Here is a 21,852-nt window from a genome sequence, read left to right on the forward strand (position 1 = left end):
GCGACCCATCACGCTGTGTAGGCGCCAAGAAGGCATGTCCGAGGCGTAATGGGCGATCGGTGGGCGGTCTGCTTTCGGTGATGCGACATCTCACCGGGGGAGCTTCGGCCGGTCAGGAGTGTGGTCGCTAGCATTCCCAGCTGTTCGCAAGTGTCCGTTGGCTTCGTAGGAGTCGCCACGAAACCAGACCAGTGGCTCCAATTGCCCGGGTCGCGAAGAGACACGATGTGCGCGCCTGCGCGCTCGATCGGGGGCTGGCAGGCTCACATTGAGCGAAGCGATCAAACTGGGGCCACCCGCCCCAGGACCGATGAGAACCGGGAAACCCTGCACCGCAACGAGTTCCTGGAACAGGATGCAGTGGTGCTGTGCGAGGTGGATGCACCCCTCTCCCTCGCATATATTGCGGGGCAGGGGCTGCCCGCACGTGGGGATCATCGTCGAAGAAGCACGACACCCTCGCGAGCCCATCTGCAACCGATCCTCGTAGCCCCCTATCTGCGGCACTGAGTGGATGATCGCTTGGGCGAGGAAACTGAGCGTCACTAGGAAAGGGCCGAACCTGCCAGCGAATGACGACCGTTTCGCCCGAATGCGCAGCGCATCAGCGACCTGAGCGCTATCTGTGACAGTTCAGCGCATGAGACCCGCCAGGGCCGGGGTGTTTTCGTCGTGGGCGATGTGTTTTTCAGCCGTATCCCGGAATGCTCGCTCGACTCAAGAATGGAGTCACGCTCCCTGCAGAGCAACGCACAACGCACCCTGCGCTGGAATACTTCGCAGGATGCGTTGTGCAGACGGTCCCGCACTGGGGGAGGGGTGGCACCGGCGGGATTGCCTCGGCCGCCTGGCTCTGGTCAACCACGGGATCATGATGAACGAGCAAGTCGCACTCGTGGCCCCACGCAGCTGTCACCGACTCGAGCCGCTTGGGGGCAAGACCGCACTCAAGAATGATCCACCTGGGTGCCGGACGTGACCGCGACCTGCCGTGCGCGCTTCTGCACGAGTACCAGGACTGCACCTCCCGCGGCAAGCAAGAAGGCTGCGGTGCCTACTCCAAGCATCGAACTGCCGCCTGTGGAAGCCAGCTGCCTGTCGTTCGGGCGCTGCGAGCTTCCTGCAGCTGCGGCTTCCTGTGGCTCCGTGGTCTCGCTCGTTCGAGGAGGGTTTACCGCTTCTTCTGGGGCGGTAGGCTCGCCGGGCGCACCTGGGTCGATGGGATTCTCGGCCGCGGCCACGTCGACAACAAGCTCTGTACTAAGTGTCATTCCCAGCGCGGAGTTGAAGTTCGAATAGACCTGACAGGGTTTCTCTTCGATCAGCGTCGGAGATTGCACCCACGAGAGCGCCTGGGGAGTGCTTTCTGAGGGCGTCACTGCGAGTCGCACTTGCTTCGACCCGGATGTCTCCCATGTCAGGCACAGATGTATGGTCTCGGATGATGCGGTTGACGGGTTGACAACGAGCTGCCCATTTTCGAAGTGCGCGAGCAGCGCAGACTGGGAGCAGATCTCGGCTTCCGCACCTGGCGCGTCAATCGAGATGGGCGAGGCATACACGTTGGTGGACACCTCGATCACCACTGTCTCACCAACCCGAGGGGTCATCTGGTCCACATGTGGAGTAACGACCGACGTGAACGTAGGTTCTGCGGAGAGCGAGTCGAGGATCTCTTGCTGCCTGAGTTCAGAAAAGTTGGTGTCGCAGTAGCTTGCGATATTGCCTGTGAGGCTTTCCTGGTCTTCAGTGATGCACCACACTGCCAGTTGTCGTAGATCGCGGCTGTAATCATTTTCGTCGCTCGCCGAGACGAGATTGTTGTGATCAAGAACTTGAAGATCGTTGGTAAGGATATATCGGACGAGCCGCTCTTGATCAGCGGAAAGTCTGGGGTTGGAAGCTCGGTCCTCGAGGCCTTCGATGATCGTGCCGCCTTGATGTGTCAGGCGACCTTCTTGGTCTGTTTCGGCGCAGGTGTTGTAGTCCATATCGGTGCAGTACATCCACTCTGACACCGCTCCGACACCGGCAACATGACGCGTTCCGCAAATCGGCGGATCGCCCTGGTTGAGTCCGGCCGTGTTGTAGAGCATTACCATTCTGCCTGCGTTGTAGTCCGAGAGGCGTTGGCCAAACACAACACTCAGGTCGTCGGAGATGCCAGTGTGCTCCCGAGGGTCATAGCTGGTGTTCCCAGAGCATAAGGGTGCCTGGAATTGCTCAGATGCTGGAGGATCGGGCACACTCGCTTGAGTCGGGCTCGGCACGCTCACCGCGATGAGTGACCCTGCGGCCGCCACCAGAAATGCCAATGCGGTTTTACCTGAAGCCTGTCGTGTCCTGCTCACGGTGCTCCACCCCTTATCCATGTCAGTGAGTTCTTGACTGCTCCGAGAACAGTCGTTCTTCAGTCCGTTGCGTTTGTGTTCGACCCGCATCATGGGGTTGGCAAGCCGTGTTGGGCTTCTCGCACGCCCCTTGGCGCTCAAAGTTCAAACGTATTTGCGGCGCCGCATGCGGGCCATCCCCACTTATGGGGGTCATAGCGGTTGGGCGCTGAGGTGACATTCCGATCTACCCGACAGGTGGGTGTTCGCTTTCGGTGTTGAGCGTCAGAAGCGGTCAACTGCTGTTGAGTGAGCGAGGTTCACGTCCCCGGGAACTGGATACTCCAAGAAATGGTGCCTGCACTTGCGGATGTTCGTTGAGGCTTCCCACCCAGACCAGTCGGGTCAGAAGTCCTTTGGCTGCGCTACCGGATTCTCTCCGGAGGCGCAAGGGCTACTGATGAGCTTTGGCGGGCAGTACATTTTCGAGGTGACCCGAGCGATGATTCGCCTTCTGTGCGAACCCGCCCAGCTGAAACGGGCAGTAAGGGGGCGCGGCAGGTGAACAACGGTCGTTCTAGCGTTCACACGACGTGGGCGCGAGTTGAAGATGACTTCTATGTGGGAAGCAGGTTCGGGGAATTCTTAGGCTACGTCGATGATGCTCATGAAAGTCATGCCATGGCATGGGACATGCTCTCCCGACCATTGGGGCAGTTCGGTTCCCTCGACGAAGCGATGGAGGCAGTTCAGTCGCTGCCTGGGATGAACGAAGGTGGTTCGGACGATGCGTGACTCTGTCCAGGGAGCTGAGAATACGCTCTTGCCGAAGGGGACGCTCCGGTTCCTGGTGTATTCCAGTCTCGCGGTAACCAGGTTCTACGAAGAAGACCTCGAACTGCTGCTCTCGGATGCGCGGTCGCGGAACAGTGCCGTTGGTATCACGGGACTGTTGCTGTACCGGAACGACCGGTTCATTCAATTCCTTGAAGGTGAACCTGCCGCGATTGACGAACTCATGCTCAAGATTCAACGAGATCGTCGGCACACGAACATTCGCGTTGGCGTCGATGAATGGAGTCTGACTCGCCAGTTCCACGACTGGACCATGGGTTATCGGGCGATGCGGTCTGACGGTGTTCCCGCGCCTGACGGGTTCAGGGACTCCTTCGCCGATATCGCTGAAGTTCCGACCGCTGTTACCTCCGGGCGGGCGGCAAAGGAGTTGGCATTGTGGTTCCGGGTGCGGTCAGGTCTGCCTGCGCTCGCAGTAGCTTGATCGTGATGCTCCTATTTTGGTGCCCACTGGATCAGTACTGACCGAGGTTCGCACCCACTGTTGAGATTCGACACTACTGGCATCCATTCTGCCAATGGAGTCACCGCGAATGCCGCGAGACGGTCGCACCCGCGGAGTGCGGCCCCGGGAGACGAAGCTGTGCGCGGGAATAACTGATGCAGGTGGTCGTGTGAGCTCATTGCCAGAGGGGCCCTGTATCTGCGCGCCATCCGCACGCCGGGCAGAAGCCGGTGTCGGCTTCTGCCCGTATCCCGTATAGCGTGCGCGAGGGGGGACTTGAACCCCCACGTCCGAAGACACTGGAACCTAAATCCAGCGCGTCTGCCAATTCCGCCACTCGCGCTCGGCCCATTCAGGGCCGCTGACAGCATATCGGCTCCTGTGGTCGGTGCAGTGCGCAGCACGCGCTCCTCGTCTGCGGTGCCAACCGTGCCTGAGCTGGCACCAACTTTTCCGTAGAGCAGAAATTCTGCGAATCTTCACCCTCTGATTCGTTGGTGGTGGGGGTCTAGCGTGCCGCAGAGTAGAAGTAGTTCACATCGGAGCTAGCCGCCATCACACAAAGGAGTCAGCATGACTGCGTTCCAGAACGACATCGAGGCCATCGAGGCACTCAAGGAGCAGAACGGCTCGAGCTGGGATGCCATCAACCCCGAGCACGTCGCTCGCATGCGTGCGCAGAACCGTTTCCGCACGGGCCTCGAAATCGCCCAGTACACCGCCGACATCATGCGCCGCGACATGGCCGAGTACGACGCCGACTCCTCGGTGTACACCCAGTCGCTCGGTGTCTGGCACGGCTTCATCGGTCAGCAGAAGCTGATCTCGATCAAGAAGCACCTGCAGACCACCAACAAGCGCTACCTTTACCTCTCGGGTTGGATGGTCGCCGCGCTCCGCTCCGAGTTCGGCCCGCTGCCCGACCAGTCGATGCACGAGAAGACCGCCGTGCCGGCGCTCATCGAAGAGCTCTACACCTTCCTGCGCCAGGCCGACGCCCGTGAACTCGACCTGCTCTTCTCGAAGCTCGATGAAGCACGCCGCGCCGGTGATGACACCGCGGTCGAGTTCATCCAGTCGCAGATCGACAACTACGAGACCCACATCGTGCCGATCATCGCCGATATCGATGCCGGCTTCGGCAACCCCGAGGCGACCTACCTGCTCGCGAAGAAGATGATCGAAGCAGGCGCCTGCGCGATCCAGATCGAAAACCAGGTCTCCGACGAGAAGCAGTGCGGTCACCAGGACGGCAAGGTCACCGTGCCGCACGAGGACTTCATCGCGAAGATCAACGCAGTGCGCTACGCCTTCCTCGAACTCGGAATCGACAACGGCGTGATCGTTGCCCGCACCGACTCGCTCGGTGCCGGTCTGACCCAGAAGCTCGCAGTCACCAACACCCCCGGCGACCTCGGCGATCAGTACAACTCCTTCCTCGACGTCGAAGAGATCTCCGACGCCGATCTCGGCAACGGCGATGTGGTCATCAAGCGCGACGGCAAGCTGCTGCGCCCGAAGCGCCTCGCCAGCAACCTCTACCAGTTCCGCAAGGGCACCGGTGAGGATCGCTGCGTGCTCGATTGCATCACCTCGCTGGAGAACGGCGCGGATCTGCTGTGGATCGAGACCGAGAAGCCGCACGTCGAGCAGATCGCCGGCATGGTCGACCGGATCCGCGAGGTCATCCCGAACGCGAAGCTTGTCTACAACAACAGCCCCTCGTTCAACTGGACCCTCAACTTCCGTCAGCAGGCCTATGACGCGCTCGTGGAGCAGGGCGCCGATGTCTCCTCCTACGATCGCGACAGCCTGATGAGCGTCGACTACGACGGCACCGAGCTTGCTCGCCTCGCCGATGAGAAGATCCGCACCTTCCAGCGCGATGGCTCCGCCCGTGCTGGCATCTTCCACCACCTCATCACCCTGCCGACCTACCACACGGCCGCGCTGTCCACCGACAACCTCGCCAAGGGCTACTTCGGCGACGAGGGCATGCTCACCTACGTGCGTGACGTGCAGCGCGAAGAGATTCGCCAAGGCATCGCCACGGTCAAGCACCAGAACATGGCCGGCAGCGATATCGGCGACAACCACAAGGAGTACTTCGCCGGTGACGCCGCACTCAAGGCTGGCGGCAAAGACAACACCATGAACCAGTTCTGATCTGAACGCAAAAATGGGGCCCGGCAGATGCCGGGCCCCATTATCTTGCGTGCAGCGAGTCAATCAGTCGACGATGCGGGCACCCTCGGGAAGCTGCGACCCGGCGGGGAGCCGGACGGTGACATAGCCGTCAGAGCTGGGGGTTGCATCGGCTGCCGGGGAAGCACTCCGCAGCGAGGCCTCCAAACGACCAGCGGTGAGTTGCTCGCTCTTCGGGGGAGCGGGGTGCTGATGGCTCATCTTGTCGATCCAGGCCAGCGCGAGCGCCGAGATGATGAAGGCGAGGTGGATCATGACCTCCCAGAACACGCCATCCCATGAGTAGAGCACCGTGCCGTCGGCATTGCGAACGATGCCGTCGTCCATGCGACCGACCTCGATGAAGGTCTTGAGCAGGTGGATTGAGGAGATCGAGATGATCGAGATCGCGAGCTTGACCTTCAACAGGTTCGCGTTGACGTGCGAAAGCCAGTCGGGCTCGTCATGGTGGCCCTCGACGCGGATCTTCGACACGAAGGTCTCGTAGCCACCGATGATCACCATGATGAGCAGGTTCGCGATCATCACGATGTCGATGAGCGCGAGCACGCTCAGCATGACCTCGGTCTCGCTGATATGCCCGGCGAGGATCGCGTTGTCGATCAGGTGCCAGAGCTCCACGAAGAACAGCACGACATAGACGGCCTGCGCGATGATCAGGCCGAGGTACAGCGGTGCCTGCAGCCAGCGGCTGGCGAAGATGAATGCGGCGAGGGTGCGGGAAGCCGGCCCCGGGCCACGCTCGGCGCTGCGCGTGATCGGCGGGTTGGAACGGTCGGTCACGAGGATCCTTTCGTCTGCTGAGGATCACATCGTAGCGAGTCATTCGCCAGACACCGCTGAGAATAGCGATCGCGCCTCGGCGAGGCTTCCGGCATGGCGGGGTATGATGGTGCCTTCGAAAGGGAGTATTCCGTTTCGTCCGTGTCGTCAATACGCCGTGCTCCGTGGCCCGGCCGGTGCGGACGCGGTGACGTTCCGCCGCCTCGCGGGGAGCCTCGCCGGGGAGAGACTTTCGGTTCATTCGCGCGCCCGCGCCGCACCGAAAGAGATGCTGTGACCCCTGTTCTTCCGTTCTGGTTCGAGATCGGATCGATGATCCTGCTCGTCGCGATCCTCATCATCGACCTGCTTCTCATCATCAAGCGCCCGCACGTGCCAAGCATGCGCGAAGCCAGCCTCTGGGTGGGCTTCTACGTGCTGCTGGCGCTCGTCTTTGCCGGCGCGATCTTCTTGCTGGGGGATGTGCAGCACGGCACCGAGTTCTTGGCTGGTTGGCTCACCGAATACAGCCTGTCGATCGACAACCTCTTCGTGTTCGTGCTGATTCTCGCAAGCTTCAAGGTGCCGCACGCCTACCAGCAGCGCGCACTCATGATCGGCATCGTGCTCGCCCTGATCTTCCGAGGCATCTTCATCCTCGCAGGCGCCGCCCTTATCGAGCGCTTCATCTGGATCTTCTTCATCTTCGGCGCCTGGCTCATCTGGACGGCATGGCAGCAGGTGAAGCCCGGCGAAGACGCGCACGCCGGCGACAGCTGGGTGATCCGCCAGGTGAAGAAGGTCATGCCGATCAGCGAGCACTACGACGGCGGCAAGCTGCGCACCACAGTCGACGGCAAGCGCATGTGGACTCCGTTCCTGCTCGTGCTCGTCTCGCTCGGCACCACTGATCTGCTGTTCGCGCTCGACTCCATCCCGGCTATCTTCGGCATCACCCGCAGCCCCTTCATCGTGTTCACCGCGAACGTGTTCGCTCTAATGGGTCTCCGTCAGCTCTACTTCCTGTTGGGTGGCCTGCTCGACCGTCTCGTGTACCTCAAGTACGGCATCGCGGCGATTCTCGCCTTCATCGGTGTCAAGCTGGTGCTGCACGCGCTGCACGAAAACGAACTGCCCTTCATCAACGGTGGCGAGCATGTGCCCGTTCCCGATATCACCACCTGGATGTCGCTCGGCTTCATCGTCGCTGCGATGGCGGTCGCCACCATCGCGAGCGTGGTGAAGATGAACCGCGACGCGAAGCGGCACGGCGAACGGCTTCACCTCGGCGCGCCCGAGAACGCAGACGACTGAGAACCTACACCGGGTGCCCGCTTCCAGGGAATGCAGGCACCCGGTGGTAGACTCTTCGCCATGCGTCGTTGGCAGCTTCTTCTTCCTTGCCGCGACGGGGTGTAGCTGCTCGGCCCTCCCGTCGCGGAGTCCAGCACGGCCGAAAAGCAATCGCGCGTTTTTGCGCATGCAAGTTACGGAATAGAGAAGCGCACGTATGACTGAAGCACTGAAGCCCCGAACGCTGGCCGAAAAGCTGTGGGACGACCACGTCGTCGTCAAAGGCGAGAACGGCGAGCCGGATCTCATCTACATCGATCTGCACCTCATCCACGAGGTAACGAGCCCCCAGGCCTTCGATGGGCTCCGCACAGCGGGTCGACCCCTCCGTCGCGTCGATCTGATGATCGCGACCGAGGATCACAACACCCCGACGGTGAACATCACTCGCCAGATCGAGGATCCCACCAGCCGCCTGCAGATCGAGACGCTGCGTCACAACGTCGCCGAGTTCGGCGTGCGCGCCCACCCTCTGGGCGACAAGGAGCAGGGCATCGTCCACGTCGTCGGCCCGCAGCTCGGCCTCACGATGCCCGGCATCACCGTCGTGTGCGGTGATAGCCACACGTCGACGCACGGCGCCTTCGGGGCGCTCGCCTTCGGCATCGGCACGAGCGAGGTCGAGCACGTGATGGCCACGCAGACGCTGCCGCTGAAGCCGTTCAAGACCATGGCGATCAATGTCGAGGGAGAACTGCGCCCCGGGGTGACCGCCAAGGACATCATCCTCGCCGTCATCGCGAAGATCGGCACCGGCGGCGGCCAGGGTTACGTGCTCGAGTATCGCGGATCCGCCATCCGCGGCCTTTCCATGGATGGCCGCATGACGATCTGCAACATGTCGATCGAGGCCGGCGCCCGCGCCGGAATGGTCGCCCCTGACGAGACCACATTCGAGTACGTCAAGGGGCGCCCGCACGCCCCGCAGGGCGAGGACTGGGATCGCGCCGTTGAATACTGGAAGACGCTGCCCACCGATAAGGGTGCAGTGTTTGACCGCGAAGTGTTCATCGATGCGAGCCAGCTGGAGCCCTTCGTGACCTGGGGCACCAACCCCGGGCAGGGCGTGCTGCTTAGCGAGCGCGTGCCGACCCCCGCCGATATCGAGGATCCCAACGAGCGTGCCGCCGCAGAACGAGCCCTCGAATACATGGATCTCAAAGCCGGCACCCCCATGAAGGAGATCGCGGTCGATGCGGTGTTCATGGGTTCGTGCACCAACAGCCGGCTCGACGACCTGCGCACCTTCGCGAACATCATCAAGGGCAAGAAGAAGGCCGAGGGTGTTCGCCTGATGGTGGTGCCGGGTTCGGCGCGCGTGCGCCTCGAAGCCGAAGCCGAGGGCATCGACAAGATCGTCGAGGAGTTCGGTGGCGAGTGGCGCTTCGCGGGCTGCTCGATGTGCCTGGGTATGAACCCCGACCAGCTGGCTCCGGGTGAGCGCTGCGCGTCGACCTCCAACCGCAACTTCGAGGGGCGCCAGGGCAAGGGTGGTCGCACCCACCTGGTGTCGCCGCTCGTGGCGGCGGCGACCGCGATCCGAGGCACGCTCTCAAGCCCATGGGATCTGCAGGAAGATACCGAGCGGGGCATCACGCACAACGCGGAAGCCGATGCCGCGGACGAGAAGGTGGAGGCAGCGTAATCATGGACAAGTTCACCACGATCACCGGAGTCGCGGCGCCGCTGAAGCGCTCCAACGTCGACACCGACCAGATCATCCCCGCCGTTTTTCTGAAGCGCGTCACCAAGACCGGCTTCGATGACGCGCTTTTTTACCACTGGCGGCAAGACGACACCTTCGTGCTCAACCAGCCGGCTTTCGCCGGATCCGAGATCCTGGTCGTCGGCCCCGACTTCGGCACCGGTTCCTCCCGTGAGCACGCCGTGTGGGCGCTGCGCGACTTCGGCTTCAAGGTGGTCATCTCGCCTCGCTTCGCCGATATCTTCCGCGGCAACTCCGGGAAGCAGGGTCTGCTTGCAGCCCAGGTTGAAGAGGCCGATGTTGAGCGGCTGTGGGCGGCGATCGACGCCGAACCCGGTGTGCAGCTCACCGTCAGCCTCGAAGATCGCACCGTCTCGGTGGGGGATCTGACGGTGCCGTTCCAGATTGACGATTACACGCGCTGGCGTCTGATGGAGGGTCTTGACGACATTTCCCTCACGCTGCGCAACGAGAGCGCGATTTCTGATTTCGAGGCCCGGCGGCCCAGCTGGATGCCCACAACCACCCCGTTGGAGGCCGCGTGAGCGAGCAGGACGCACCGACCACTGAGGTCGATGCCGAGGGTCTGAAGATCGACGCGCGGAAGGCTGCCGCCCGTGTGGGGCTCTCCTCGGATGAGATCCTCATCAACGGTGGGCGCCCGCTCAAGGGGCGCATCGAGGTGCGCGGTGCGAAAAACCTCGCCCCCAAAGCGATGGTCGCGGCACTGCTCGGCAAGACCCCAAGCATCCTGCGCAATGTGCCAAACGTCTCCGATATTCGCGTTGTCGCTGGGTTGCTCGCGCTGCACGGTGTGCTCATCACCCGCGGTGAAGATCCGGGTGAGTGGCACTTCGACCCCTCGAACGTCGAGCACGCGCATCACGCGGATATCGACGCGCATGCTGGGTCGTCTCGGATCCCGATTCTGTTCTGCGGCCCGCTGCTGCACCGGCTCGGCAAGGCGTTCATCCCTGATCTCGGTGGCTGCCGCATCGGCGACCGCCCGATCGACTTCCACCTCGACGCGCTGCGCCGATTCGGCGCGGTTGTCGAGAAGCTGCCCAGCGGCATCAGCCTGACCGCCCCCAACGGGCTCAAGGGTGCGAACATCGAGCTGCCTTACCCCTCTGTCGGCGCCACGGAGCAGGTGCTGCTCACGAGCGTGCTCGCCGAGGGGCAGACTGAGCTGCGCAATGCCGCGATCGAGCCCGAGATCATCGACCTCATCTGCATCCTGCAGAAGATGGGTGCGATCATCACCGTCGAGCCGAACCGGGTGATCTTCATCGAGGGTGTGAAGGAGCTGCGCGGGTACGATCACCGCGCGATCTTCGACCGCAACGAGGCTGCAAGCTGGGCTTCTGCGGCGCTGGCCACCCGAGGTGACGTGTTCGTCGGCGGTGCCAAGCAGGAAGAAATGATGACCTTCCTGAACGTGTTCCGCAAGGTCGGCGGCGATTTCGACGTGCACGACGATGGGATCCGCTTCTGGCATCCCGGTGGTGAACTCACCCCGGTGACCATCGAAACCGATGTGCACCCCGGATTCATGACCGACTGGCAGCAGCCGCTCGTCGTGGCGCTGACGCAGGCGCAGGGCGTTTCGACGATCCACGAGACCGTCTACGAGAACCGCTTCGGCTTCACCGATGCCCTCAACAAGATGGGTGCCGACATCAAGGTCTACAAGGACGGCCTGCACGATGACGCCCGGCGCGTGAATCGCCGCGAGTTCGAGCAGGCTGCCGTCATCGCCGGCCCCACGCCCCTCACCGGCGCTGAGATCGAAGTGCCTGATCTGCGTGGTGGTTTCAGCTACCTCATCGCCGGTCTCACCGCCGAAGGGCAGACGAAGGTGACCAATCTCGGCATCATCTCGCGCGGCTACGAGAACTTCATCGAAAAGCTGCGCCAGCTCGGCGCCGACTTCGTCTACGAGAGCTGATCCGCGATCTCGCGCTCCCGGCACGGCATTCCGTGCTGGGAGCGCGAGGGCGAGATAATGAGATCATGACTGACACGGTAAAGTTCCGCAGCCGCTCCTCTGCGGAGAAGCGTCGGCCCTCCGTCTTCTGGGTGCTGGCCTCGCTGATTCTGCCGGCCTGGTCGCTGATGGTGCGCTACCGTTTCACGCCGCAGTCGAAGCTGCCGCAGTCGGGGCCGTTCATTCTTGCACCGAACCACTACAGCGAGATCGACCCGATCGCCATGGGGGCCGCGGTGTGGCATCTGGGCCGCCTGCCCCGGTTCATGGCGAAAGCGAGTTTGTTCCGTGTGCCTGTGTTCGGCTGGCTGCTGCGCGCTTCCGGCCAGATCCCCGTCGAGCGGCAGGGATCTGCGCGCGCGTCCAGCGACAGTGTGAACCCCATGGGTGCCGCCGCTCAGCTCATCGAGCGGGAGTCTGGTGTCATCGTGTACCCGGAGGGCACGCTGACCCGCGATCCCGGCCTGTGGCCGATGCGTGGCAAGTCGGGCGCGGTGCGACTCGCTCTCGAATCGGGTATTCCGCTGATCCCTGTCGCTCACTGGGGCACGCAAGAGCTGATGCCTCGCTATGCGAAGCGGATCCACCCCTTCCCTCGCAAGACGATTCATGTGTCGGTGGGGGAGCCCCTCGATCTCGGCCGTTTCGCGGGACGGCCTCTCGACCAGCGCGTCGTCTCGGAAGCCACGAACCAGCTCATGGATGCGATCACTGCGCTGCTTGCCGAGTTGCGCGGCGAGCAGGCGCCGTCTGAGCGCTGGGATCCGAGCAAGCACCAGCAGAGCGAAACGGGGCGCTTTTGAGCACTCGACCGATCCCCACGGTCACTGGCCGCAATCTGCGCAATCGCGGCCGAAAGGTTGCGGTGATCGGTGCGGGCAGCTGGGGCACGACCTTCGCGAAAGTGCTCTGCGATGCGGGCTGCGACGTCACGATCTGGGCGCGCCGTCGCGAGGTGGCGCATGAAATCCAGGTGGCGAAGCGCAACAGTCAGTATCTTGCCGGCATCAACCTGCCGAAGACCCTGAAGGCCACCGATGATCTGAGCGTTGCGCTGCGCGGCGCCGGTCTGGTGTTCCTTGCCGTGCCGAGCCAGACCCTGCGCCAGAACCTCATCGACCTCGAGCCCTACCTCGACAGGCGCAGCGTGCTGGTGAGCCTGGTGAAGGGTGTCGAGAAGATCACCACGATGCGCATGTCGCAGGTGATCGCCGACACCCTCGACCTCGACCCCGCCCGCATCGGCGTCGTGTCCGGCCCCAATATTGCGCTTGAGATCGCGAAGGAGCAGCCCACGGGCGGGGTAGCCTCCTGCGTCGATCTGACGGTCGCCCAGGAGATCGCGACAGCCGCCTCAGCGCCCTACTTCCGCACCTACGTCAACACTGACGTCACAGGCACCGAGCTCGGCGGGGTGCTGAAAAACCTGATCGCGCTCGCGATCGGCATTGTCGACGGTGTGGGTTACGGCGAGAACACGAAGGCCGCGATCATTACGCGCGGCATTGCTGAGATGACGCAGTTCTCGGTTGCGCAGGGTGCGGATCCGGCGACGCTCTCCGGGCTTGCCGGGCTGGGCGACCTCATCGCGACCTGTCAATCGCCGCTCTCCCGCAACAACACCGCCGGCCGTCTCATCGGCCAGGGGTACACGCAGGAGGAGACGAAAGAGCAGATGCAGCAGGTTGCGGAGGGCATCACCTCGGTGCCGCCCGTGCTTGAACTGGCTCGCGAGCTCGGCATTCGCATGCCCATTGTGGAGCAGGTGCAGATGGTGCTCGCGGGCCGTATGGCGCCACGGGATCTCGGCCCGCACCTTGCCACCGAAGACGATGTACCGCAGCCAGAGCAGACGCTCGCGGAACCCCCGGCCGGGGCGTTGCGCCGGCTGTTCAACCGTGTGAAGGGAACCCAGGCGTGACCGCATCCTCCTCCCGTTCGGCAGAGGCCGACGTTCAGACCGGCGCTGATGCGCGACGCACGGTTGCGCTGCTGTTCGGCGGCCGGTCGAGCGAGCACGGCATCAGCTGCGTGACCGCAGCCGGTGTGCTGCGATCCATCGATCGAACCAGCTTCGATGTGATCCTGGTGGGTATCACCAAGCAGGGCGCCACGGTGCTGATGCACGAAGAAGACCTCGAGGGCTACCGCCTCGAAGCCGGGGCCCTGCCTGAGGTGCACGACAACGGCACCCGCGTGCTGTGGCCGGCGTCGACGGCGACACGCTCGCTCACCGTGATTGACCAGGCGGGTTCGCTCCGTTCACTCGGTCATGTCGACGCGGTGCTGCCGATGCTGCACGGACCCTACGGGGAAGACGGCACAGTGCAGGGCATGCTCGACCTCGTCGACCTGCCCTACGTCGGCAGCGGTGTGCTGGGTTCGGCGCTCTGCATGGACAAGCACGCTGTAAAGACAGTGCTCGCTGACGCCGGTATCGCGGTCGCGCCGTGGCGCACGGTCACCCGTGAGCAGCTGGTGCATGACCCGTATCTCGTGGAGCGGCTGGATGACGGGCTGCGTTACCCGCTGTTCGTGAAGCCGGCCCGCGCGGGTTCATCGGTGGGCGTGAGCCGTGTCACTGAGCGTTCGCAGCTGCCCGCCGCGCTCGATGTGGCGTTTGCCGAGGATCGCACGGTGCTCGTCGAGTCGGGCGTGACCGGTCGCGAGGTTGAGATCGCGGTGCTTGAGGGCCGCGGCGACGACAGGCCTCGCACGAGTTCGGTGATCGGTGAGATTGTGTTCACCGGCCGCGACTTCTACGACTTTGAGGCGAAGTATCTGGGTGCTGCCGGTGTCGAACTCGCACTGCCGGCACAGGTGACCGACGCCGAGTTCGCGGCGATCCGTGATGCCGCTGTGCTCGCGTTCGAGGTGACCCAGTGCGCAGGGCTCGCCCGCATCGACTTCTTCCTCACCGAGGACGGCCCGGTGCTCAACGAGATCAATACGCTGCCGGGATTCACGCCGATCTCGATGTACCCGCGTCTGTGGCAGGAGTCGGGGCTCGGGTACACCGAGCTCATCACCGAACTGATCGAGCTGGCTATCGCGAAGAAGCCTGCGTACTAGGGCGTGTCTCGCAAATCCTCGCCTACTGCGCGCGCCTGTTCGGGGCGCCTCGCTGCGTTGTCGTCGTCAGATTTACAACCAGCAAACCGTCCTCCTCCGCCTTGCGAGGCACCCCTCCCAGACGCTGCTCGCAACGGCAACGATTTACGAGGCACGCCCTAGGCTCTCGCTTTCGAGCGGGCCGCAGCTCTACAGATCGAGTGTGTCGACGATGCCGACGCACTCCCGTGTCTGCGGCAGCAGCTTGACGACGGCACCGAGGTCGAGCACGGCTGCGGTGCCGCTCGCGTGCTCGGAGTTGACGAACACGGCGAGGCCTGGCGAGCGCCCGTAGGCTTCGAAGCGGTAGAGCGGTGCCTGCGAGTCGTCGACGATCCAGTCGACGCCGTCGACGTTCACGCAGGCGTCGGTGGTGGGGCCGCTCGGTTCGATGCCGCACTGCAGCTGCACGGCTGCAGGATCGCCCCAAGCCCCTGTCGATTGCGCGTTGGTGGTGCGACGGTCCATACCGGCGACGGTGTCTGGAAGGCGCACGATGACGTCGGCACAGGCGGGGTTGTTGGCGTCTTCTGCGGCATCCATCGGCACGTCGCCCGCGCAAGCGGTGAGCAGCGGTGCCGCGGCGAGCACGGCTGCGGTGAACGCGAACAGGCGGATCCGGGGCGAAGTCACGCATCCAGCCTAGCGAGTCGCGCCTGTGCGCTAACTTGAGAGGGTGACTGAGACCGTGGGAGAGCTGGGGGAGCGGGAAGTGCTCGCCCGCGTGCTCGCGCAGCTGGGTGCAGCCGGGGGCGCGGTGCTCGGCCCTGGCGATGACTGCGCGGTGCTCCGCTTCTCGGGCGACACGGTGGTGACGAGCGACACGATGATCGAGGGGCCTGATTTTCGTCTGGCCTGGCATGACGGGTTTGATCTGGGGTGGAAGCTCGCGGCTACCAACCTGTCTGATGTTGCGGCGATGGGGGCTCGGCCGACAGCGCTCACTGTTGCGCTCGCGGTGCCGCATGGCACCCCGGTGGGGTTGTTGGAGCGGATCGCGGCCGGGCTTGATGCTGCGTGCCGCGAACTCGCGCCGGGTTGCGGGGTGGTCGGAGGGGATCTCGGCCGTGCCCCTGTGGTGATGGCGTCGGTAACGGCGCTGGGCGAACTTGACGGTCGGCGCCCGGTGGTGCGTTCTGCTGCGCAGCCCGGCGATACGGTGGCTTATGCCGGCGCGCTGGGGCTTGCGGGGCTCGGCTTGTCGCTGCTCTTTGCAGAGGCAGCGGATCCCGACGGCACCGCCCATTCCCGGTCGTTGCCCGAGTTGCGGCGCGCCCACCCGGCGGCTCTCGCCGCCCAGCTCGCCCCGGAGCCGCCAGTGGCGCTCGGTGTTGCCGCCGCCGTGGCGGGTGCGACGGCGATGATGGATGTCTCCGATTCGCTGTCCATCGACGCCGACCGTTTGGCGCGGGCGAGTGGGGTGGCTGTCGACCTTGACGCGCAGCTGCTGGAAGACGGATTCGGAGTGCAGCAGGATGCAGCGGTGCCGATCGAGGCGATGCTCACGGGCGGCGAGGATCACGGCTTGCTCGCGACGTTCCCGGCGTCGGAGGCGCTGCCTCACGGATTTCGCCCCATCGGAGTGGTGCGGTCGGCAATCGGCGGGGGCGGTGGACCCGTTTCCGAGGCTCCCGGAGTACGCCTCAACGGCGCCCCGCTCGTCCCGGCAGGCTGGGATCCCTACACCGTGCGCCCGCCCGGCTCCTGAAACGTTTGCGCCGCAGTGGCGGTCGGGTCAGTCGGTGAGGCGCAGCGCCGCCCAGAGTTCCGCGCGGGTGTCGGGGGAGTCGAGATCGGCTTGCAACAGCTGTGCGGCTGTGTGCACCCGAGACTTGAGGGTGTGGCGGTGCACGCCCAGTTCGGTCGCTGCCGGGCTGGTCTGGCCGAGGTGCGCAAGCCAGACCCGCAGGCTGTGCTCGAGGGTGTCACTGTGTCGCCTGTCGTGTTCGCGCAGCGGGGCCAGCAGCCCCTCGGCGCGCCGGTGCGCGTCGGGCAGCGCGCTCAGTAGGTGCAGCACGCCGTCGTGCAGTGCCGGCAAGTAGTCGACCGGGCCTTCGGCGTCGCTTGCGACGGCGTAGTCGAGTGCCCGGTCGGCCTGGTCGATGAGGTCGGCGAGTTGCGTCAGCGTGCCGCGCTCGGAAACGCCCGAGTGGATGCGGCGCGTGAGCAGCAGGCGGCGGATCGAAGGCAGATGCCGGGTCTCCGCGATGATGAGCGGCGAGTCGTCGAGCATCGCAGTGATGAGGCCGGGGCTGCCCGCATCGAACGATTGCAGGTCTTCGACGATTGCGGGGTCGAGGCTGTCGGGGGAGCCATAGCGCAGTGCAACCACGGCCCCCTGCGGCACCCGTACCAGCGCACCGGCTGCGATCTTCTCGGCGAGGGCGAAGTCGCCTGCGAGCAGCAACTGCACGATCGCATCGCGCAGTGACGACTGGGCGGCGTCGATACCGCCGCGGTGCTCCAGTTGCACGGTCGCGAGCGCAGCTACGAGGCCGATGAGGGTGCGCTCGGCGGTGTCAGGTGCGCCATGGTCTTCAACCGCAAGCACGCCGAGCACCCTGCCTCTGCGCCCAAGCGTCTGCATGCGCACGCCGCCGCCAGCGCCGCCGATGCGCCCGGCACTCGCCCCGCGCTCCACGAGCCGTCGGGTTTCGCGGCGGATCCACTCGGCCTGCACTTCTGAACGAGCCGCATCCGGTGCGAACTCGACGATGCGACCGGAGCGGTCGGTGATGCCGACCCAGCGCCCCAGGCGGGCGGCTGCCTCGCGCACCGCCGATCCGAGTCCGTCCCGCTGCAGCGAGGCCGAGGCCACCGCGCGCTGCGATTCGAGCGCCCAGATATCGCGCTCGCGGGCACTGGCCTCGAGCAAGCGTGCTGCGGTCTGCACGATCTCGATGAAGGCCGTGTCGTAGGGCACGCGGAAGAGCGGCAGACCGAGGCTGTCGCAGGCCGACACGATCTGCGCGGGTACGCGGTCCCAGTGCAGGCCGACAGCGACGCCAAGGGCTGTGACCCCGGCGCTGAGGAGCCGCTGCACATAGGCATCGGCGTCGCTCTGATCGTGCACCGCCGAAAAACGTGCGCCCGTGGTGAGCAGCACCGTGCGCGGGGTGAGAAAGGGAGCCGGATCTTCGAGTTCGCTCACGTGCACCCACTGCACCGGGCGCTCGGTTGCGTCATCGCTCGCGCCGGCGATGAGCACGAGCCCAAGCTGGTATTGGCGCAGCAGGGCTCCGAGTTCGATGGTCGGGGAATGGGCGGCGGTGGGGCGCACAGAAGGCGCGGCCTGCTGGGTCATGGTCCTCCTCCGACCCCATCTGCCGAAGTGTCGAAACTTCGAATTGAATTACTCCATTGTGGCACAGGAAGTGGTGGCTGCTCGGGGCTAGGCTGATCCAGAATCACATTCCAACACCGCGACGTCCGCACCCGGGCGCCGCACCAAGCCCCAGGCAAGGAGAACACCTCATGGCAGACGCCACGATCGTCGGCGGCCCCTCGCTCCCGCAGGAGCGCAAGCTCGTCACCAGCATCCCCGGCCCCAAGTCGCAGGAGATGCTGGCCCGCAAGAACGCCGCGGTCGCCGCAGGCGTCGGCGTGGCCCTCCCCGTCTCGATCGTCGCTGCAGGCGGCGGCGTGATGGTCGACGTCGACGGCAACTCGCTGATCGACCTCGGCTCGGGCATCGCCGTGACGGGCGTCGGCAACTCCGCCCCCGCCGTGGTCAAGGCCGTCACCGAGCAGGTGCAGCAGTTCACTCACACCTGCTTCACCGTCACCCCCTACGACGGCTACGTCAAGGTCGCCGAGAAGCTCAACGAGCTCACCCCCGGCGATCACGAGAAGCGCTCCGCGCTGTTCAACTCGGGCGCAGAGGCCGTCGAGAACGCGATCAAGATCGCCCGCCACTACACCAAGAAGAACGCCGTCGTCGTGTTCGACCACGCCTACCACGGCCGCACCAACCTCACCATGGGCATGACCGCGAAGAACATCCCCTACAAGGATGGCTTCGGTCCCTTCGCTCCCGAGGTCTACCGTGTGCCCACCTCGTACCCCTTCCGCGACGGCCTGTCCGGCGCCGAGGCGGCTCAGGTCGCACTGACCCAGATCGAGAAGCAGGTCGGCGCCGCCAACCTCGCCGCGATCATCATCGAGCCCATCCAGGGTGAGGGCGGCTTCATCGCCCCCGCCGAGGGCTTCCTCCCCGCCCTCCAGGAGTGGGCCACCGCCAACGGCGTCGTCTTCATCCTCGACGAGGTGCAGACCGGCTTCGCTCGCACCGGCGATCTCTTCGCCGCGAACCACGAGGGAATTGTTCCCGACCTCGTCACCACCGCCAAGGGCATCGCGGGCGGCCTGCCGCTCTCCGCAGTGACCGGCCGCGCCGAGATCATGGACTCCGCTCACGCCGGCGGCCTGGGCGGCACCTACGCCGGCAGCCCCATCGCCTGCGCTGCGGCCCTCGCCACGATCGAGACCTACCAGGAGGAGAACCTCACCGAGCGCGCTCGCGAGATCGGCGCGATCATCGACGAGTTCTTCGGCGAGCTGGCGAAGAGCGACGACCGCATCGGCGACATCCGCGGTCGCGGCGCCATGAAGGCGATCGAGCTCGTCCAGTCGGGTTCGAAGACCCCCAACGCTGCCCTCACCGGTGCCATCGCCAAGTTCGCCGGCGAGCAGGGCGTTATCCTGCTCACCTGCGGCACCTACGGCAACGTGATCCGCTTCCTCCCGCCGCTCGCCATCTCGGACGAGCTGCTGCGCGAGGGCCTGCAGGTCGTCGCCGACGCGCTCACCGCAAACTGATCGGCCTCGTCGGGATTCCGCGCACAGGCGCGGAATCTCGACGACCCGTTATCCTGTCGCAGTCGCAGGATCCACAGACGACACGCCGCTTCGCACAGCCTCACGGCCGCGGAGCGGCGTTATGAAAGGACAGAGAACATGGCACTGAAGCCCAACGAGCAAGATCTGCTCGACCGCGTCGAAAGCGGCCTCGGGATCGGCGGCAAGTGGGAGGCGTCCACCTCGGGCGCAACCTTCGACGTCACCGACCCTGCGACCGGCGAGGTTATCAAGACGATCGCCGACGCCACCGTCGAAGACGCCGTGCGCGCGCTCGATGCTGCCGTCGAGGCGCAGCAGGAATGGGCCAACACGCCCACCCGCGTGCGCTCGAACATTCTGCGCCGCGCCTTCGACCTGCTCATGGAGCGCAAGGAAGAGTTCGCGCTGCTCATGGCAATGGAGATGGGCAAGCCCATCGCCGAGGCGCGCGGTGAGGTCGTCTACGGCGGCGAGTTCCTGCGCTGGTTCTCGGAGGAGGCCGTGCGCGTGCAGGGCGACTACCGACAGAACCCCGAGGGCACCGGCAACATGGTGGTCTCGCACATTCCCGTCGGCCCCTGCTACTTCATCACGCCGTGGAACTTCCCGCTCGCGATGGCGACCCGCAAGATCGCTCCGGCGCTGGCAGCAGGCTGCACCTCGGTGATCAAGCCCGCCGCGCTCACCCCGCTGACCACCATCTACTTCGTGCAGCTGCTCGAAGAGGCGGGCCTCCCCGCAGGCGTTGTCAACGTGGTCCCCACCTCGAAGTCGAGCGCCCAGTCGTCGGCGCTGCTCAGCGACCCGCGCCTGCGCAAGCTTTCCTTCACTGGCTCGACCCCGGTGGGTGTGAAGCTGCTCGAGGCTGCGGCTCAGAACGTGCTGCGCACCTCGATGGAGCTCGGCGGCAACGCGCCGTTCATCGTCTTCGAAGATGCGGATCTCGATAAGGCTGTCGAGGGTGCGATGCTTGCGAAGTTCCGCAATATTGGACAGGCCTGCACCGCCGCGAACCGCATCATCGTGCACGAGTCGGTTGCCGACGAGTTCGCGCGCCGCGTGGGCGAGAAGGTTGCTGCGATGAAGATCGGTCGTGGCGCCGACGAGGGCAACGACATCGGCGCGCTGGTCGAGGAGAAGGCCGTGGCCAACACGGCTCGCCTCGTGGCAGACGCAGTCGAGACCGGCGGCACCATCGTCACCGGTGGCGAGACGATCGACGGCCCGGGCAACTTCTTCCAGCCCACCGTGATCGACCACCTGAGCCCGCAGGCTGCGATCATGCGCGAGGAGATCTTCGGACCTGTGCTCGGCATCGTGCGCTTCTCCACCGAGGAGGAGGCTGTCGAGATCGCCAACAACACCGAGTACGGCCTCGTCTCGTACGTGTTCACCGAGAACCTCGCACGCGGTCACCGCATGATCGAGCAGCTCGAGACCGGCATGATGGGCCTCAACACGGGCCTCGTGTCGAACGCGGCTGCACCGTTCGGCGGCGTGAAGCAGTCGGGCATCGGCCGCGAGGGCGGCTTCGACGGCATTCACGAGTTCCTCTCGACGAAGTACACGCTCATCCCGCGCTCGTAGTTCGAGCCGGAATTCGCACTCGGGCCCGAAACCTCTGCCGAGGGTTCGGGCCCGAGGTGTGTGCGGGGGCTGCGGGTTAGATGGGTTCGGCCCACCAGAGGGCGGTTTCGCCGTAGCGCTTCTCGCGCACGGGGGCGAGCCCTGTCGGCCAGCTCGGCTCGGGGGAGCGGCTGCTGCGTTCTACGAGCACGGCGGCGTCTTCGGCGAGCAGCGGCACGAGGGCAGTGAGGTTCGCGGCGAGCTCAGCCTCGGAGAGATCGTAGGGCGGATCGAGCAGCGCCACATCCCAGCGCGCGGCACCCGCCCTGTCGAGGAATCCCTGCACCGACTGCCGCACCACCTCGACACGGGGGGCGGATCCAGATCCGCCGAACGCCCCCAGCACCGTGCCCGTGTTGCGGTTTGCCACCTGGGCCGCCTGCTGATGCTTCTCCACGAGCGTCACTGCCGAGGCGCCGCGGCTCGCGGCTTCGAGCCCGAGTGCGCCTGAACCGGCGTAGAGGTCGAGCACGCGCGCACCGTCGACGAGGCCCCAGGATTCCAGGGTCGAGAAGATCGCTTCTCGCACCCGGTCGCTGGTCGGCCGGGTGCCCGACTTCGGCACGTCGAGGCGCAGCGAACCTGCGGCTCCGGCGATGATTCTGGTCATCCCACGAGGGTACCGCCTCGTCGT

Annotated in this window: 18 protein-coding genes and 1 tRNA gene; 13 read left to right on the top strand and 6 right to left on the bottom strand. The window is 64.9% G+C overall.

Annotated elements, in window-relative coordinates; translation table 11 throughout:
* Positions 1 to 947: 947 nt before the first annotated feature.
* Entirely contained in the window at positions 948 to 2,444 is a 1,497-nt protein-coding gene (locus WFL22_RS03205) for a hypothetical protein (RefSeq protein WP_336991442.1), read from the bottom strand.
* Between the two features lie 447 nt (positions 2,445 to 2,891).
* On the opposite strand from WFL22_RS03205, the gene WFL22_RS03210 reads away from it, so the two are divergent.
* Together WFL22_RS03210 and WFL22_RS03215 are read left to right on the top strand one after the other, a co-directional pair.
* Positions 2,892 to 3,125 carry a hypothetical protein gene (locus tag WFL22_RS03210; RefSeq protein ID WP_336651163.1) on the top strand — a complete coding sequence of 78 codons (234 nt, stop codon included), beginning with the start codon at positions 2,892 to 2,894 and terminating at the stop codon, positions 3,123 to 3,125.
* Entirely contained in the window at positions 3,118 to 3,609 is a 492-nt protein-coding gene (locus tag WFL22_RS03215) for a BLUF domain-containing protein (RefSeq protein WP_336991443.1), read from the top strand. The genes WFL22_RS03210 and WFL22_RS03215 overlap by 8 nt, the downstream gene beginning before the upstream one ends.
* A gap of 282 nt (positions 3,610 to 3,891) precedes the next feature.
* Here WFL22_RS03215 and WFL22_RS03220 read toward each other — a convergent pair.
* Positions 3,892 to 3,973 (bottom strand) — tRNA-Leu (locus WFL22_RS03220).
* A 230-nt stretch (positions 3,974 to 4,203) separates the two neighbouring features.
* On the opposite strand from WFL22_RS03220, the gene WFL22_RS03225 reads away from it, so the two are divergent.
* Positions 4,204 to 5,796, top strand: coding sequence for an isocitrate lyase (locus tag WFL22_RS03225; RefSeq protein ID WP_336991444.1), 1,593 nt, complete (start codon positions 4,204 to 4,206; stop codon positions 5,794 to 5,796).
* Between the two features lie 63 nt (positions 5,797 to 5,859).
* Here the strand turns inward: WFL22_RS03225 and WFL22_RS03230 are convergent, their stop codons facing one another.
* Positions 5,860 to 6,618: a TIGR00645 family protein gene (locus WFL22_RS03230; protein ID WP_336651160.1), complete on the bottom strand. Its 759-nt coding sequence runs from the start codon at positions 6,616 to 6,618 to the stop codon at positions 5,860 to 5,862.
* Between the two features lie 273 nt (positions 6,619 to 6,891).
* Here WFL22_RS03230 and WFL22_RS03235 point away from each other — a divergent pair, with 273 nt between their 5' ends.
* The 7 genes from WFL22_RS03235 (at position 6,892) to WFL22_RS03265 (ending at position 14,714) form a co-directional block, all read left to right on the top strand.
* Positions 6,892 to 7,911, top strand: a complete 1,020-nt coding sequence (locus tag WFL22_RS03235) for a TerC family protein (protein WP_336651159.1) — start codon at positions 6,892 to 6,894, stop codon at positions 7,909 to 7,911.
* A 196-nt stretch (positions 7,912 to 8,107) separates the two neighbouring features.
* Complete coding sequence (gene leuC, locus WFL22_RS03240; RefSeq protein ID WP_336991445.1) at positions 8,108 to 9,595, top strand: 3-isopropylmalate dehydratase large subunit; 1,488 nt, start codon at positions 8,108 to 8,110, stop codon at positions 9,593 to 9,595.
* A 2-nt stretch (positions 9,596 to 9,597) separates the two neighbouring features.
* Positions 9,598 to 10,200, top strand: coding sequence for a 3-isopropylmalate dehydratase small subunit (leuD, locus tag WFL22_RS03245; RefSeq protein ID WP_336651157.1), 603 nt, complete (start codon positions 9,598 to 9,600; stop codon positions 10,198 to 10,200).
* A 74-nt stretch (positions 10,201 to 10,274) separates the two neighbouring features.
* Positions 10,275 to 11,603: a UDP-N-acetylglucosamine 1-carboxyvinyltransferase gene (gene murA, locus WFL22_RS03250; RefSeq protein ID WP_336651642.1), complete on the top strand. Its 1,329-nt coding sequence runs from the start codon at positions 10,275 to 10,277 to the stop codon at positions 11,601 to 11,603.
* A 65-nt stretch (positions 11,604 to 11,668) separates the two neighbouring features.
* Entirely contained in the window at positions 11,669 to 12,445 is a 777-nt protein-coding gene (locus tag WFL22_RS03255) for a lysophospholipid acyltransferase family protein (protein WP_336651156.1), read from the top strand.
* Entirely contained in the window at positions 12,442 to 13,563 is a 1,122-nt protein-coding gene (locus tag WFL22_RS03260) for an NAD(P)H-dependent glycerol-3-phosphate dehydrogenase (protein ID WP_336651155.1), read from the top strand. Before WFL22_RS03255 ends, WFL22_RS03260 begins: the two co-directional genes overlap by 4 nt.
* Positions 13,560 to 14,714 carry a D-alanine--D-alanine ligase family protein gene (locus WFL22_RS03265; protein WP_336651154.1) on the top strand — a complete coding sequence of 385 codons (1,155 nt, stop codon included), beginning with the start codon at positions 13,560 to 13,562 and terminating at the stop codon, positions 14,712 to 14,714. Before WFL22_RS03260 ends, WFL22_RS03265 begins: the two co-directional genes overlap by 4 nt.
* Positions 14,715 to 14,903: 189 nt before the next feature.
* On the opposite strand, the gene WFL22_RS03270 is transcribed toward WFL22_RS03265, so the two are convergent.
* Entirely contained in the window at positions 14,904 to 15,386 is a 483-nt protein-coding gene (locus tag WFL22_RS03270; protein WP_336651153.1) for a DUF3515 family protein, read from the bottom strand.
* Positions 15,387 to 15,429: 43 nt separating this feature from the next.
* Between WFL22_RS03270 and thiL the strand changes: the two genes are divergently transcribed.
* On the top strand, positions 15,430 to 16,461 hold the full coding sequence (gene thiL, locus WFL22_RS03275) for a thiamine-phosphate kinase (RefSeq protein WP_336991447.1): 1,032 nt from the start codon (positions 15,430 to 15,432) through the stop codon (positions 16,459 to 16,461).
* A 27-nt stretch (positions 16,462 to 16,488) separates the two neighbouring features.
* On the opposite strand, the gene WFL22_RS03280 is transcribed toward thiL, so the two are convergent.
* Positions 16,489 to 18,057: a PucR family transcriptional regulator gene (locus WFL22_RS03280; protein ID WP_336991448.1), complete on the bottom strand. Its 1,569-nt coding sequence runs from the start codon at positions 18,055 to 18,057 to the stop codon at positions 16,489 to 16,491.
* Between the two features lie 170 nt (positions 18,058 to 18,227).
* Between WFL22_RS03280 and gabT the strand changes: the two genes are divergently transcribed.
* Positions 18,228 to 19,571, top strand: coding sequence for a 4-aminobutyrate--2-oxoglutarate transaminase (gabT, locus tag WFL22_RS03285; RefSeq protein WP_336991450.1), 1,344 nt, complete (start codon positions 18,228 to 18,230; stop codon positions 19,569 to 19,571).
* A 138-nt stretch (positions 19,572 to 19,709) separates the two neighbouring features.
* The gene (locus tag WFL22_RS03290) at positions 19,710 to 21,179 is read left to right on the top strand and encodes an NAD-dependent succinate-semialdehyde dehydrogenase (RefSeq protein ID WP_336991451.1); all 1,470 of its coding nucleotides are present in this window, start codon (positions 19,710 to 19,712) and stop codon (positions 21,177 to 21,179) included.
* A gap of 76 nt (positions 21,180 to 21,255) precedes the next feature.
* Here the strand turns inward: WFL22_RS03290 and rsmD are convergent, their stop codons facing one another.
* Positions 21,256 to 21,828 carry a 16S rRNA (guanine(966)-N(2))-methyltransferase RsmD gene (rsmD, locus tag WFL22_RS03295; protein WP_336991453.1) on the bottom strand — a complete coding sequence of 191 codons (573 nt, stop codon included), beginning with the start codon at positions 21,826 to 21,828 and terminating at the stop codon, positions 21,256 to 21,258.
* Between the last annotated feature and the right edge of the window lie 24 nt (positions 21,829 to 21,852).

Source organism: Leucobacter sp. VD1, assembly GCF_037150695.1.
Classification (GTDB): domain Bacteria; phylum Actinomycetota; class Actinomycetes; order Actinomycetales; family Microbacteriaceae; genus Leucobacter.

What these genes read in the sequence shown, in the direction of transcription:
- WFL22_RS03255 (WP_336651156.1), top strand. Translation starts at nt 11,669, where the DNA reads ATGACTGACACGGTAAAGTTCCGCAGCCGCTCCTCTGCGGAGAAGCGT.
- rsmD (WP_336991453.1), bottom strand. Translation starts at nt 21,828, where the DNA reads ATGACCAGAATCATCGCCGGAGCCGCAGGTTCGCTGCGCCTCGACGTG.
- leuD (WP_336651157.1), top strand. Translation starts at nt 9,598, where the DNA reads ATGGACAAGTTCACCACGATCACCGGAGTCGCGGCGCCGCTGAAGCGC.
- WFL22_RS03225 (WP_336991444.1), top strand. Translation starts at nt 4,204, where the DNA reads ATGACTGCGTTCCAGAACGACATCGAGGCCATCGAGGCACTCAAGGAG.
- WFL22_RS03215 (WP_336991443.1), top strand. Translation starts at nt 3,118, where the DNA reads ATGCGTGACTCTGTCCAGGGAGCTGAGAATACGCTCTTGCCGAAGGGG.
- gabT (WP_336991450.1), top strand. Translation starts at nt 18,228, where the DNA reads ATGGCAGACGCCACGATCGTCGGCGGCCCCTCGCTCCCGCAGGAGCGC.
- WFL22_RS03280 (WP_336991448.1), bottom strand. Translation starts at nt 18,057, where the DNA reads ATGACCCAGCAGGCCGCGCCTTCTGTGCGCCCCACCGCCGCCCATTCC.
- WFL22_RS03205 (WP_336991442.1), bottom strand. Translation starts at nt 2,444, where the DNA reads ATGATGCGGGTCGAACACAAACGCAACGGACTGAAGAACGACTGTTCT.
- WFL22_RS03290 (WP_336991451.1), top strand. Translation starts at nt 19,710, where the DNA reads ATGGCACTGAAGCCCAACGAGCAAGATCTGCTCGACCGCGTCGAAAGC.
- leuC (WP_336991445.1), top strand. Translation starts at nt 8,108, where the DNA reads ATGACTGAAGCACTGAAGCCCCGAACGCTGGCCGAAAAGCTGTGGGAC.